The sequence below is a fragment of the Vibrio sp. MM46 genome (genome assembly GCF_027587135.1).
GTDB classification, from domain to species: Bacteria; Pseudomonadota; Gammaproteobacteria; order Enterobacterales; family Vibrionaceae; genus Vibrio; species Vibrio harveyi.
Genome location: NZ_JAPPTO010000022.1, coordinates 87596 through 102548, shown reverse-complemented (window position 1 = coordinate 102548; position 14953 = coordinate 87596). Strand labels below are relative to the sequence as shown.

The 14953-nt window shown below is 42.6% G+C and carries 12 protein-coding genes and 1 pseudogene; all 13 read left to right on the top strand.

The annotated features are described in order from the left end of the window. Window positions 1-451 precede the first annotated feature (451 nt). The 13 genes and pseudogenes from OH459_RS21440 (at window position 452) to OH459_RS21380 (ending at window position 14951) form a co-directional block, all read left to right on the top strand. The gene (locus tag OH459_RS21440) at window positions 452-1051 is read left to right on the top strand and encodes a hypothetical protein (protein ID WP_005449462.1); all 600 of its coding nucleotides are present in this window, start codon (window positions 452-454) and stop codon (window positions 1049-1051) included. 9 nt (window positions 1052-1060) lie between these two features. Next, the gene (locus tag OH459_RS21435) at window positions 1061-2575 is read left to right on the top strand and encodes an FHA domain-containing protein (protein ID WP_269988646.1); all 1515 of its coding nucleotides are present in this window, start codon (window positions 1061-1063) and stop codon (window positions 2573-2575) included. Continuing rightward, complete coding sequence (gene tssJ, locus OH459_RS21430) at window positions 2568-3068, top strand: type VI secretion system lipoprotein TssJ (RefSeq protein ID WP_005449460.1); 501 nt, start codon at window positions 2568-2570, stop codon at window positions 3066-3068. Before OH459_RS21435 ends, tssJ begins: the two co-directional genes overlap by 8 nt. A gap of 11 nt (window positions 3069-3079) precedes the next feature. Then, window positions 3080-4405 (top strand): type VI secretion system baseplate subunit TssK, encoded by a 1326-nt coding sequence (gene tssK, locus OH459_RS21425; RefSeq protein WP_005449459.1) that lies wholly within the window; start codon window positions 3080-3082, stop codon window positions 4403-4405. Further along, entirely contained in the window at window positions 4402-5193 is a 792-nt protein-coding gene (gene icmH, locus OH459_RS21420; RefSeq protein ID WP_025505396.1) for a type IVB secretion system protein IcmH/DotU, read from the top strand. Before tssK ends, icmH begins: the two co-directional genes overlap by 4 nt. Before the next feature lie 149 nt (window positions 5194-5342). Next, window positions 5343-6860 carry a PAAR-like domain-containing protein gene (locus tag OH459_RS21415; RefSeq protein WP_080993213.1) on the top strand — a complete coding sequence of 506 codons (1518 nt, stop codon included), beginning with the start codon at window positions 5343-5345 and terminating at the stop codon, window positions 6858-6860. A gap of 2 nt (window positions 6861-6862) precedes the next feature. Further along, window positions 6863-7609, top strand: a complete 747-nt coding sequence (locus tag OH459_RS21410) for an AHH domain-containing protein (protein ID WP_100224515.1) — start codon at window positions 6863-6865, stop codon at window positions 7607-7609. Between the two features lie 7 nt (window positions 7610-7616). Beyond that, complete coding sequence (locus OH459_RS21405; RefSeq protein WP_005449454.1) at window positions 7617-8183, top strand: imm11 family protein; 567 nt, start codon at window positions 7617-7619, stop codon at window positions 8181-8183. A 21-nt stretch (window positions 8184-8204) separates the two neighbouring features. Next, window positions 8205-8693, top strand: coding sequence for a hypothetical protein (locus OH459_RS21400; RefSeq protein ID WP_005449451.1), 489 nt, complete (start codon window positions 8205-8207; stop codon window positions 8691-8693). 155 nt (window positions 8694-8848) lie between these two features. Continuing rightward, window positions 8849-9424 carry an imm11 family protein gene (locus OH459_RS21395; protein ID WP_045487616.1) on the top strand — a complete coding sequence of 192 codons (576 nt, stop codon included), beginning with the start codon at window positions 8849-8851 and terminating at the stop codon, window positions 9422-9424. Window positions 9425-9432: 8 nt separating this feature from the next. Continuing rightward, window positions 9433-9923 (top strand): annotated as a pseudogene (locus OH459_RS21390) (hypothetical protein). A 199-nt stretch (window positions 9924-10122) separates the two neighbouring features. Continuing rightward, window positions 10123-13437, top strand: coding sequence for a DUF5107 domain-containing protein (locus tag OH459_RS21385; protein WP_269988638.1), 3315 nt, complete (start codon window positions 10123-10125; stop codon window positions 13435-13437). A gap of 86 nt (window positions 13438-13523) precedes the next feature. After that, a complete protein-coding gene (locus OH459_RS21380; protein WP_005449432.1) occupies window positions 13524-14951 on the top strand; it encodes a sugar porter family MFS transporter in 1428 nt (475 codons plus the stop codon). Window positions 14952-14953 lie beyond the last annotated feature (2 nt).

Genomic DNA, 14953 nt, shown 5'->3' with positions numbered 1-14953 from the left:
AGTCGGTTATGTTGATTTGTTTGGTATTAGCTTTAGTGATGTATATTCCAATTGTTGAGACAAAAAATGAAATTAATGGATTTCCTAATATTAAGCGTAGTTATGAGAAAAGTTATTTTTTTGAATTAAGATCAAATTATTAAAATTAAGACAATGTCGGTCTCGAAAGTGTCTCAATATCGAAAACTAATCATTTGTTTAACATTTCTGAATCTAGATGATAGTGGGTTTTCTAATTAAGAGCGCGCTAATTTAGTTGTTTTGATTGTGACCACAATATCTGTACAAATAACCTTTGCCGATTTTATGAATATATCAGTAGTTATATTGCTTTTATTTATAGGTAATTTGCCTTATTTAATGGGGCTATTTTTAACCATATTGAAAAAGAAAAGAGACTTGATATCTTTCGTCCCTGAATATTATTACTAGGTTTTCCAAGAGGGATGAAATGCTAAAACCAAGTCAAGTTGGGCTAATCTCAGCCATGTGTTTGTTCTCTACTTTTGCTGTCGCGAAAGGTGAGCGGTATGGTGGCTCGGTCAGTATGCTTACGATTGAGAGCATTGACTATGACGAAGGTTCTAGCGGAGACGTAGATACGTTGCGGTATGGTCTTGTGCACACACGTCCGATCGACGAAAACAACAACCGCTGGCGCTGGTGGCTTGGTCTTAATTACCTTACAGAGGATGTTGACGCTCCTTCAAATGGGATTTACCAAGAGGTCACAAACTATGAGCTTCGTGTCGTTCCTCAATACGCTCTGAGCTCTTGGAGTATCTTTACTCCATACGTTGGCGCCGGGCTTTCTCTTGGTTACTCGCAGTATTCGAATCGCTGGAAAGTAGACTCGGATGGCTTTCGTTACGAAAGTATTGATGACATCGACCAATTCGAACTTGGTGCAGTTGTTACTCTCGGCACTGCAATCAAACTGGGCAGTAACCCAGATGCACATATTCAGATTATTCCTCAAGCTTCCTACATTCTTCCGGTAGTCAATGACGGAGTTGGTGGGGTAGAGCTTTCTGTCTCTTTACTATTTTAAGGTTTAGCAATGCAAACACATCAGCTAGTCCTATTCATTTCAAAGTGTCCAGAGGAATACACGGGTGCCAAGCATATTGAAATGCCAGAAGGTGGTGGTTCAGTTGGTAGAGCGCCAAGCTGTACTCTCGCTTTGACAGATCACAACCGTTTTATTTCTGGTACACACTGCTTGGTCAGCGTATACGGAGACACTTTTTACATCAGTGATGTGTCTACAAATGGCACTATGGTCAACGGTAACAAGATCCTCAAGAACCAGCCGGTTTCGATTGTGGACGGTGATGTGATTTCTCTTGGTCAATACGAGATTGGTGTTTCATTGGAGCATGTTTCGGCTGCTCAAGACATTGCTGCGGATATTGCTCCAGAGCGTGTTTCCAATGACCCTCTTGTTAATCTTGGCGAGGCTGTGGTCGAGGAAGAGGAAAAAGTCGGTGCATTGGAAGATTTGTTCATGGAAACAAAACAAGACGATGTGGACAGTGATGACCCGATCGCTCACCTGAAGTTTTCGATGCAACGCGACGACGACCATCTTATTCGTGACGTCGAAAAGCCAGATGCTTCTCATTCCAAACCAATCGGAAATACACGACAAGTTGTTGATGATAGCTTTAGCATTCACTCAGAATTCGATATCCCTAATTTGATTCCAGAAGATTGGATGGCAGGTACAGAGACGAGCCAGGCATCAGTTGGACCAGAAATAGTGTCCGCTCAAAATCGCACGGTTATCCCAGAGGATTTTGCCAACTCCGAACTTCTTGCATCTCGAACAGAGAGGGGGCGACCTGAAATCCATCAGTATGGTTCGCAACCATTCGAGCAACGCGCTAATCCCTCAATTCAGTCGTCTCCACAAAGATCAGAGCCTGCCGGTCACAAGTGGGAAGAGGTAACACAAGCCTTTATTCCTTCGACACAATCGTCTCAACAAGAAGTGAAAACTACAGAAACGAAAGTGGGCTTTGTTAGCAATGAATCGTTGAACCCAGAGAAAGAAGGCGCTTCCTCTGACATTAGTAAAGCCTTCTACGAGGGTTTAGGGATCAGTAATCCAGATTTGATCAGCGACGAAGCCTTGCTGTTTAAGCAAATGGGAACGTGTCTTCGTCTGTGTATCGACAATTTGCAAAAAGACCTTCATGAGGTGGAATCACTTAAAGGTGAACAGGGATTAAGTGAAGCGGATTCGAATCTTGCGGAACTGATGTTGACGCTAAACAGCCAGAACCTTCTATCTCCTAACGAATTGGTAGAGCAAATGCTGGATGAGCTCAACGACCATCAAATTATTTTTAATAAGGCACTCAATGAGTTGCTGATCGAGCAGTCAGAGACGAATGACCCTGTCACGTTTGCAAGCGATGTGGCAAGTAAATCTATGTTCACCACTAAATCAAAGTTGTGGGGTGAATATGTGGAGTTTTACGCCAATAACCGTCGCCAGATGAATGAGATGTCATTGAAAGGTCTGATCAAGAAAAACTACACCAAAGCGATTAAGGGAAGTCATGCGTAGTATTGCGATGTTGCTCGGATGTGCTTTGCTATCCGGTTGTTCCATGTGGGACCAATTTAAAGAATCAACGGGAATTACACCCGAAACGTCCTCAGTCGAATTAGTGATTGAGGCATCTTCTGTGCTTAATGTTCGTGAAGGTGGTCAATCCTCCCCAGTTATTTTGCGTGTTCATGAACTGACATCACCAGTGCTATTTCGCAGCTTAGATTTCTTCGCACTGTTTGAAAACGACAAAGCGTCGTTAGGCGATGAATACATCAAACGTTACGAATACCAAATGCAACCGGGTGACAAAATCCATGAATTTTTGGAGCTTGACCCTGCCACTCGCGCTGTCGGATTTTCGGTAGCGTTTCGCGATATTGATGGCTCTTCTTGGCGCAAAGTTGAAGTGATTGAAGAGAAGAGTGAGTACTACATCAAACTTAAGTTAGAAGGCAGTGAGTTAATTTCTGACAACACTCGCGGCATTGAACAAGTTTACTTTTAAGGAATAAAATCATGTCTTTATACAATCCAGTTGTTTGGCAAGATGGAATGTTCATGAAGCCGCAGCACTTTCAGCAACTCGATCGTTCGCAAAGTAAACTGTCGAGTATGTTGAGCGCTAATGCATCGCCGTTGCATTGGGGAATTAAGCGTTTAGAGATTAACTCTCAGCTGTTAGCGCTGGGCAAAATTGGTATTACCCGCGCTGAAGGCATTCTTCAAGACCGAACGCCTTTTGACCTGCCGCTGCTCGCTGAACTACCAGAAGTAAAAGATGTCGATCCTTCAATTGCCGATAAAGTGGTTTATCTTTGTTGTCCATTACCCTCTGAGCGTTCTGAACTATTCGGCACTAAGAAAGACGGTGCTCGTTATACGATGGAATCGCAAGAAGCAGTCGACGCTTGTTATGATTCGGAAGACATGGCAAACATCGTAGTCGGTAAGCTTAACTTTTGCTTGATGTATGACCATGAAGACAAGAGTGCGTACACATCTATTCCAATTCTAAAGATCTCAGAAGTGAAGCCAGATGGCAGTGTCATCTTAGATGAGAGCTTTATTCCGACTTGTATTGATATTCATGCTTCAACTGTACTGAACAAGTTCGCCACCGAGTTTGCCTCTATGTTGAAACATCGCGCAGAGTCTATCGTTCAGCGTTTAGGTGTTGTTGACCAGCAAGGTGTATCTTCAGTTTCTGATTTTATGCTGCTTCAAGCTCTCAACCGATATGAACCATTGTTTTGGCATTTCGCCAGTGCAGAAGGTATTCACCCTGAGTCGTTTTATCGCATTCTTCTTCAAGCAGAAGGCGAGCTTTCAACCTTGTGTTCTGCATCTCGTCGGCCAGTCGAGTTCACTAAGTACAACCATGGCGACTTAACCAGTTGTCTATCGCGTACGCTTGATAGCGCAAAAATGACATTGAGTGTGATGTCAGAGCAACGCGCAATCCCACTGACGTTGAAAGACCAAAACTACGGTATTAGAACTGCAGCGATTCCAGACAGTAAGATCATCGACACAACGACCTTTATCCTTGCGGTTAAAGCAGATGTTACTTTGGATGTTCTTCACACCCAGTTTGTTAGCCAAACGAAGATCGGTTCTATCGACAACATTCGTGACTTGATCAATCTGCAACTGCCAGGTATCGAGATAAAACCAATGCCAGTTGTGCCTCGTGCGTTGCCTTACCACGCTGGCTACACCTATTTCGAACTGGATAAGACAGGTGAAGAGTGGGCGGCACTGAAAAACACTGCTGCGATAGCGGTTCACGTAGCCGGCGACTTTGCTAACTTATCATTGCAACTATGGGCTGTTCGTCTATGAGTTACGCAGAAACCGACGTTACCGTAGTTTTATTCCAACCAGAACCTGGCAAACCTATGGAGGTGATGCCAGCGCCGGACCTGTCTCGTAATATCGCGGTACAAGACTTAAACATCGAAAACATGGGCATCAACCCTTTGGTCGACCAGTTCTCATGGTTGATCGCCAGTTTATCTTGCATGTCTTCGATTCCTTGGCTTGATGACCCAATGCCGTTTCGTGAGCAAGTGGCTCGTGAGATAAGAAAAGGCGAGCGTAAGCTCAATGAAATGGAATTGGATCGCGCATCCATTTTGGTCATCCGCTACTGTTTGTGTGCCGCGATTGATGAATCGGTCTGCCGACAAGAGTGGGGCGCTAACAGTCATTGGAGCCAGAACAGTTTGCTATCCGAGTTTCACAATGAAACATCTGGCGGTGATAAGTTTTTCGTTATTCTCGAACGTTTAAAAGCCGACCCACGCAAATACCGTCACGTTATTGAATTTTTGTACTTACTGCTTCAACTCGGTTTTCAGGGAAAATACGGTCGTGAAGAACGCGGTAACGAAAAGCTCGCTGAAATTGGCAATACCATTTATCGCTTGGTACGAGACGAACGCTTGGCAGAGCAAGAGAAAGTCTCTCTCGTTAACCTTAAGGCCAAGTATCTTAAGAAGCCGTTAAAAAGGGTTGTCTCACCCAAGCTGATTTTAGGTATCAGCGCGATTACCTTCGCAATCATGTATGCAGCGACCTACATCGTCATCGATTTAAAATTCCAGCAACTGCTTGAAGTGTATCGATAAACAGGAGAACTCAAAATGAGATCTTCTGCCAGTTTTCAGCGTTATCGTGAGTATTACTAGCTTATTAGTGAAATTCACTAGGTATTTAGAGAGATTGCAATATGCGATCTCTTTTATTATTCAATCAACAAAATTCAAATGGATTGGTTATGGGCGTAACAGTTGGTGCAAATGGACTTTCGATAGTTCATAAAGGCTCAGGTGGTGAAGCGAATGCAACGCTCCCAGATGTTTGTTTAACGAAGGTCGGCAAGCCGATCGTTCCTATCCCTTATGGTAACAATGCTAAATCAGCAGACCTTGCTGGGGGCACAACGACTATCTCTATGGATGGGGGCAACAGTGTCGCGATCAAAGGCAGTACATTCTCAAAAAGTACCGGTGATGCGGGCGGTGATAAAAAAGGCGTCGCATCCGGCACTATAGAAGCCGAAGCAAAATTTATCTCAGCCTCACCAACAGTCAAGTTTGAAGGTAAGGGCGTATGTCGCCTGTCCGACCAAATGACCATGAACAAAGCCAATACCATGTGTCTTGGCGGCGCACAAAACCCCTCGGTTTCTGTTACGGAAGATCAGGAAGGGACCTATACGGTTGATTTGTACCTCTCTTACTCAGACGGTGAACCCGTTCAAGGCGCAACTTACACTCTCACAGATCAATCTGGCGCCGTATTTGAAGGAACACTAGACAACAACGGTAAGGCTTCGGTCGGTGGCGTTGCTCCGGGTGAGTTTGCCATAGAGTACGGCGAGGACAGCCGAGACTTTATGCCGAATGTCCCAACGAAGACCAATCCAAACTTTAATCCAAGTGCGAACGCTCAACTGATCATTGAAGAAACAAAGAAAGGTGAAGTTGGCTTCTGGGAAAATGCTTGGACGCGAATGTCTGGTGCCGCCAGTTGGATTTGGGGCGTGATTCTTGGTGATTTCAACGATGATGCTTCCGTTGAGCAGATCATCGCCAATACGGCGCTGACAATGATTCCTGTTGTAGACCAAGCCGCTGACGTGCGCGATTTATCTGCGAACATTATGACTTTGTTGACTGAAGAAGAGCGCGATAAGCCTGAAAACTGGTTAGCGCTTTCACTTACCCTTGTCGGCTGTGTTCCTACATTTGGTAGTGCAGTAAAAGGTACGTGTAAAGTTGCGCTAAAAGGCGGTAAAGGAACATCAAAAGATACTTTGTTAGCTGTTTTAAGAGGCATGGGTAAAGGCGATCCAGAAAAATTCTTGCGTACGTTAGATTGGATGGATTACGCCAAGCAAACCAGCCAGATTGTTAGCGATGTTCTAAAACCTTGTATTGAAGTGGCAACTGAGTTGGCTTCATACGCAAACAGAATGGGCGCAGATGAGCTTGGTGCGTATTTCTTGAAGCTAGCGGATGAGGTAAAAATCATCGATAAGATGGTACCGGATAAGCTTAAAGAAGCGATGGGCGAGTTTGATGATCTTTTTGCTCGCATCTTAGGTAAGGGCGAGAAAACGTATCCAGCAAAAGTAAAACATAATACCGGTGAGTCTGCTCAGTCAGGAAAGAACTCTGCGAAGGCAAATGAGGAGAAAGGGACTAAAACAGTTCGTTGTAGAGTGTGTAAGCGGGCAATTGCCGATAAACGACATAAGAAAAAATGTGTCCTTCCAGGAAGGAAAAAATGAGTATGAGCAATAACGGTTTTTCTCGACATGTTTCTGGTGAAGCATTATTAAAGGCCAATCATATATTAGCTGAAAAATGTGATTGTCCTCTTACTGGACATCATCTGATTAGCTTTAATTTGTTCGAAAAGCTATCAACTCAGCGAACAGAACAGATGCGAAACAAAGAATACAGTTGGAACAGTTTAGACAATATAGTAATACTTCCCAGCAGTGACAAAGGTACTGCTAAAAAGGTTGCGTGCAAGTATCGTTTGCCTTGGCATTCTAGTGGTCATACGGGTAGAAATACAGTAAGTAAACTGAATCTTAAGAGTGATGAACAAGTGTACTCTAATTCAAAGCCTACCTCGATGTTAAATGGGGGGAATCCAATGAAGAGGGCTAGTATGCTGAACAGAGACAAAAATAAGATTAAAGCATATCCTTCTAAAGCCTATCATAAGTTTGTAAAGCAAGAATTGCTAGAGACGTTGGAAAAGCTACACTGTGAAATGCCACCTCCTGTATATCGAAAAGAACTGAATGATCTTTCGGAAAGAATTTGTGACATGATAAGTGAATTTACGATATTGCTTCACAATACAGGAGATGACTTTTCTCCAAAAGGAAATGGTTGTAGAAGCTCAGATTGTCAGCAAAGAACACACAAAAATACGACTTGGCCGGAGATAGAAGAAATATGGAGTGGACTTTTTTATAAGAAAGCCCTTAAGTTCAATTATCTAAAGGTTGCTAGTAAATTATAGGTTTAAGATGGAAATAGCATACATAAATGAGGACTTTAACGAGGGTGAATCATTATTTACTGCCGTTGATAGTCGGTCGTCTTTCTATGATGATAATGATTTCACTCCCACTTCTTGTATAAGTGAGATTGTGTGGAAAGATGATGATATCTATGAAATTGAAGCATTAGATTTAATCAGAGGTGGTGCTTTTAATGTCACTAAGCCTATTGCTGAACTAATTATGAGTTTCGACCCATACGGTGTTGAAGTTTATCCCGCAAAATTAACCTGTTCCGGAGACGGAGTGTTAACTGAGCGCTACATAATAGCAGTAGATAACTTAGTAGATGTCGTTGATTATGATAAAAGCATAAAAGTGACTGACGTAACTACCCGTTTTTACTTATCTGATGAAAAGATTAAGGAACTTCCGGATAGCAAGAGGCACGTTTTTAAACCTGTCGGAATGACAAAAACGTTCTTCTCAATCGAGTTGTTTGAAGCGCTTGTCCGTTTAGATGAGGAGGGTAAAATAAGTACTAGTATCGTTGCCTTTTCATTTGATACATCCGAAGAGACGCCCCGAGTCTAGTGTAAGTAGGTAAATAGAATAATGACTAACTACATAGTTTTATCTAAACAATCTTTGACTGACTTCCCATTCCAGCAAAGCCCTAAGCCAATAGTGCCAGTAGAGCCAGATTTGCTTTTGGAAATGACCTTTTCTCCAAAGCTATTTATCATCAGTGATATTGCGTCAAAAGTAGAGAAACTGGTCGTACATGGAGTAGAGTGGCTAGACGCTCGTGTCGATTGTTCTCCAAGCCAACCAACAGATGAACAAATTAAAGTTTACGAAGATTATCGTATGCCTTACATCCATCAAACTTATAAATTGACGGACAAAGAAAAACAATACGGCAAGTTAAACTGGCTAGACATTGAATCAACAGAGTTTGATTTTTCTAAACTAGACAATGTTCCTTTAGAAGAACGATTAATATTTAAGCTAGAAGAAGACTTTGGTTTAGTGTTTATTCACCAGAGTGTGATTGACCTTCTTAAAAAAGACGTTAAAGACGTTTGGGTAAGAGATGTATAGAAAGCGCCGAAAGGCGCTTTTTCATTTGTTACAAGATGGAGTCTAAAGGTAGGAAAATAAACCATTTTAATAGCTAAAATAATGCTCCCAGTACTATAGAAGTAAAAGCATTTTTCTATAGTAGTCGTCGCTGGAAAAAATAAAGTAGGGTATATATGTATTTTTCATTGATCTCCGAAAACTACTTCTCTTCAAGTGTTAACTTTGCTTCTGTAGATAACAGAGAGTCGTTGTACAGTACAAACCATTATCATCCAACTTCATCGATAAACCCTGTTGTGTGGGCGGATAGTGAAGGAGGAAGTATAAAAAACGTTGGACTGATAGTTGATTGTGGTGATTTATCGGTAAGTCGTCTATTTGCTGAAATCTTAATGAGTTTCGACCCTTTTGGTATTGAATATTATCCTTCTCAGCTGAAGTTGGAGGATGGAGAAGTACAGAATCGATACATTTTAGCTATCAATAATATTATAGATGTACTAGATGAAGAGCGTTCAGATATCGAAATCTCTCCAAGAAGCGGTGAACTGATAGTCCACGAATTATTTATTTCTGAAGAAAAGTTAAAGCAAATTCCGTTATCTAATAGAGTAGCATTTCGAGTAAAAGGTGCTGAAACGGCGATGTTTTTTTGTGAAGAATTGTTTGATGTGATTGACTTTATGGCAGAATTTGACTCTTTGAGAAAAGCTAAGATTAGCACTGATGACCTTGCTCCAAAGTTTTGAGGCTTAAGATGAAAGAACAATATCATGTACTAACAAAGCAGGACATTACTAGTTTCCCATTCCAACAAAGCGCTAAGTCAATAGGGCCAGTTGAGCCTGATTTACTACTTGAAATGACCTTTTCTCCAAAGCTATTTATCATCAGTGATATTGCGTCAAAAGTGGAGGAACTGGTCGTCCACGGAGTAGAGTGGTTAAACGCTCGCGGGATTGTTCTCCAAGCCAGTCGCCTGATGATGAAATTAAAGTTTACGAAGATTATCGTATGTCTTACATCCATCAAACTTATAAATTGACGGACAAAGAAAAACAATACGGTAAGTTGAACTGGTTAGACATTGAATCAACAGAGTTTGATTTCTCTAAATTAGAAAATATCCCCTTAGAAGAACGATTAATATTTAAGCTAGAAGAAGACTTTGGCTTAGTGTTTATTCACCAAAGTGTGATTGACCTTCTTAAAAAAGACGTTAAAGACGTTTGGGTAAGAGATGTATAGAAAGCGCCGAAAGGCGCTTTTTTAATACCTATGAATAAAAATACTATATACGTTGCTCTATAAAGCCAGTGTCTTAGTGTCACATTTATTACTAAACTTCGTTTAGTTAACCACGTGATTGCTTCATACATCCTTTTTTCTGTTCGCTTTTTATACTGCCTGTAAATCAATCACAACGACTTACAGGTAGTTTTAGATTATGAGTACGAATGCAAAAGCATGGGTAGAAGAGATTGTTTTACCGACTTACCCGACGGGCAAAGTTGACTCGAATCCGTTATTTTTGGAAAACCGTGTTTATCAAGGCTCTTCTGGCTCCGTATACCCTTACGGCGTGATCGACAGTATATCTGATCATCAAATAGAACAGACATATCAAGCGGTATATATCGAAAATGATTATATAAAAATCATGCTATTGCCTGAGCTTGGTGGGCGCATTCATCGTGCGTACGACAAGATGAAAAAGCGTGATTTTATTTACTACAACGAAGTCGTTAAGCCGGCTTTAGTTGGACTACTTGGTCCTTGGATTTCTGGTGGTATCGAGTTTAACTGGCCTCAACATCATCGTCCGACAACGTTCATGCCTACAGATTTTAAGATTGAAGAGCATGAAGATGGAGCCGTTACCGTTTGGATTGGTGAAGTTGAACATATGTACGGTTTGCAAGTAACCGCTGGCTTCAAACTTTATCCGAACAAGGCGCTTGTCGAGATAACAGGCAAGGTATATAACGGCAACGATACTCCTCGACAGTTCCTATGGTGGTCTAACCCAGCGGTAAAAGGTGGTGATGATCATCAAAGTATCTTCCCACCAGATGTCACTGCGGTATATGACCATGGCAAACGAGATGTTTCGGATTTCCCAATAGCGACTGGGGAATATTACAAAGTCGACTATTCGCCGGGTACGGACATCTCGCGCTACAAGAATTTGCCTGTTCCTACTTCTTATATGGCAGATAAGTCCGCTTATGACTTTGTTGGCGCTTACAGTCATGATGAGAAAGGAGGGTTGTTGCATGTGGCTAATCACCATGTCTCTCCTGGCAAAAAGCAATGGACATGGGGAAACTGTGATTTTGGATTAGCCTGGGATCGCCAGTTGACCGACAGCAATGGACCTTACATCGAATTGATGACTGGGGTTTACACCGATAACCAACCGGATTTTACTTGGATTGATAGTCATGAAGAGAAAAAATTCACTCAACATTTCCTTCCATATAGCAATTTAGACAACGTTCATAATGCGAACACGGAAGTCGCGATTAAGTTGGATCGAAGCGGGAGTTTCGTTGAATGGGCAGTTTACGCTATTTCTGAGATTGCCAACTACGAGGTAGTTATTTCGGACAAAGCGAGTGTACTCGCTAAACACCAACTGACAATGACTCCAGGTGATGTGGTTGAAGAAAGCATAGAGCTTGCTGAGAGCACGCGCTTAACCATCACAATCTTGAATGAGGAGGGGAGAGTATGCCTGTCCTATCTAGAGCATATTGACGCTAAAGATGAACCAACGCCCGATCCTGCCTCCGCACCAGAAAAACCTGAAGATGTATCGAGCGTAGAAGAACTGTATTTCATCGGACAGCATTTACAGCAATATCACCATGCAACGAGTAATCCAGCGGACTACTACCAAGAAGCCCTCAAACGCGACCCAAATCATTATGCAACCAACGTCGCGATGGCTTCGCTTGCTTATGATTGCGCGGATTACCAAGGCACACTTAAATATTCTGATGCCGCTTTGGAGCGTGCTCACAAGCTCAACAAAAACCCTTTATGCGGCAGAGCAAGCTACCTTCGTGGCTGTGCAAATGAAAAACTGGGGCGTCTTGATTCTGCCTTTAGCGATGTATTTAAAGCAACGTGGAGTAGTAATTGTCGTGATACTGGCTTTTTCGCCGCTGCTCGCATTGCCACAAAGCAAGACCGTTTAAATGAAGCATTAGAATACGCGGAAAGAGCACTGGAACTGAATGGTACTCACTACCAAGCTGCAACATTGAAGGTGTTTTTGCTTAGTGCATTGAACCGACACGCAGAGGCTCTTCGTTTTATTGATGAACAAAGTGAGATGCAGCCTCTTGGTTATGGTATTTCATTCGAAAAGTATCAGTTAACTCGCTCTGATATTGACTTATCGGCGTTTAAGCAACTCATGAATCAAAGAGAAGCTAACACGATTCATCTTGTTAACTTTTATCTTTCGATTGATGCAAAAGAACGCGCTAAAGCGGTCTTAGCTCTGAACGAGAGCACAGGTTCAATGAGTTTGATTTATAAAGCGTATTTAGTCGATGAACCCGAACAGGCGGAAGCCTTATTAGATGTCGCTGCCGATCGATTTAACGACAATGTTTTATTTCCGAATACCTTAGCCGAAGTTGAAGTTTTAAGTGCTTTTTCAGGGCATTACTTTACCCAATATCTACTGGGTTGCTTCTTCTATGCGAAACGAAGCTATTCAAGAGCGGTATATCATTGGGAAACAGTACTAAGGCTCAACTCACACTATGCGCCCGTACTTCGAAATCTATCTGTCCATGCCTATAACAAGCGTCGAGAGCTGGATAAAGCGATTTCTTTGATGGGGTTAGCATTCGAATTGTTTCCGAGCGATGCCCGAGTTCTCTATGAACTGGATTACTTGAAAAAAGCGGCGGGTGATACGCCATTAGAACGACTTGCTTTCTTGAGGGCAAATCTAGAAGTGGTCAATCAGCGAGATGACTTAACTGCAGAGCTGCTTAATTTGTATAACATCTGTGGTGAGCTCGAACTTGCACAGACATGCTTATCTACAAGGCAGTTCCACCCTTGGGAAGGGGGAGAAGGTAAGGTGACAGGGCAGTTCATCGTCAATAAGCTGAGATACGCATTGCAGTTTATGCAACAAGGGAGCTTCAATAACGCGCTTGAGTTATTGAATGACGCTCTGACTTATCCAACAAATTTGGGTGAAGGTCGCCTCGTTGGCCAAACTGACAATGATATCCACTATTTCTTAGGGCGTTGCTACCAAGAGTTAGGCGAAAGAGAGTGTGCCAATCAGCACTTTGCTCTTGCAACTCAAGGTAAACAAGAGATTAACCAAAGCCGTTACTATAACGATCAACCCGCTGATTACTTGTTCTATCAAGCGGCTGCAATGCACCAATTGGGAGATACCGCACAAGCAGTATCACTGTTTGAGGATATGGTGTCTTGGGCCGACTCAGAATGGAATGCGCCCGTAGAGGTCGACTTTTTTGCTGTATCACTCCCAGCGTTAATTGTCTTTGATAGCAATTTAACAACAGAACATCAGCAACACTGTTTATTTGTAAAAGCAATGGGTCAATTTGGCTTAGCTTTGACAGATGAACGTCATGGATTTGAAGATTTTGAACTTACATTGCAGGCACTGTTAGGACAAGCGCCTGCTCATACAAAAGCGAATCTATTAAAAGAAATCGCACAACATCGCTATGCGTTTGGCTGTAACAGTCAAAATTAATGGATAGGTCACTCCGGGTGACCTATCACCTGGGGTGACTCTAAAACAATAACTTTAATAGATATGTACCTCTACAAGGATTTACTATGCGTAAAACAAGCGATCAACTCAATATGAGAAACATATGGCTCATCAGTCTGGTGGCCGCCTGTGGTGGATTATTATTTGGTTATGATTGGGTCGTAATCGGTGGTGCCAAACCATTCTATGAGGCTTATTTCAACATTACGAATGCGTCATTGTCTGGATGGGCAATGAGCTCAGCGTTAATCGGCTGCATGGTTGGGGCATTTATTGCCGGCACCGTGTCTGACAAATATGGGCGTAAACGTCCGTTAATTTTAGCGGCACTGTTATTTGTTATTTCTGCATGGGGAACGGCCGCTGCCGATAGTTTTAATGCGTTTGTGGTGTTCCGAATTATAGGTGGCGTTGGTATTGGCTTAGCGTCAGCATTGTCACCGATGTACATTGCTGAAATTGCACCTGCTGATAAACGAGGAAAGTTTGTCGCGATAAACCAACTGACCATCGTTATTGGTGTGCTTGCTGCTCAAATCATTAACTTATTGATTGCGGAGCCTGTTGCTTCCAATGCAGCGCAAGCGGATATTTTGCAATCATGGAATGGTCAAATGGGTTGGCGTTACATGTTTGGCGCCGAACTTGTGCCTGCATTTGCGTTTTTACTGCTCATGTTTGTTGTGCCTGAATCTCCACGTTGGTTAGTAAAAATGGGCATGGTAGACAAAGCGAAAGCTACATTACTGCGTATTGGTAGCGAAAGTTATGCGTCTCGCACTGTGCAAGAGATCGAAAGTACCTTGTCTGCAGAAACTCGTTCACTTCCGTTTAGTGCGTTGTTTAAGCCAGATGTGAAGCCAATTTTGGTGATCGGTGTTGTTCTTGCTGCTTTCCAGCAGTGGTGTGGTATCAACGTCATCTTTAACTATGCACAGGAAATCTTTGCCTCTGCAGGCTTTGATATCAACGATACCTTGAAGTCGATCGTTGCAACAGGATTGATCAATCTCGTGTTCACCATTTTGGCGATTCCTTTTGTTGATAAAATTGGTCGACGTAAGTTGATGATTATCGGGTCGGCTGGCTTGACGGTGATTTATGGTTTGATGTCAGCCGCATATGCCTATGGAATGCTTGGTTTGCCGGTATTGATGCTCGTCCTTATCGCGATTTCTATCTACGCTTTGACGTTGGCACCAGTGACTTGGGTTCTTCTTTCTGAAATGTTCCCGAATAAGGTTCGTGGCACCGCGATGTCGGTCAGCACGTTGGCACTTTGGGTCGCGTGTTTCGCACTCACTTATACGTTCCCACTGCTTAATGCGGGGTTAGGTGCTTCAGGTTCCTTCCTACTTTACGGTGTTATCTGTGCCTGTGGTTTTGTGTTCATTTACAAACGCGTTCCAGAAACGAAAGGGCGCTCTTTGGAAGAACTGGAAAAAATCCTTGTTACTCGTGAAGCTGCGGTAGGTAAAGAGGTGAACGCATAACT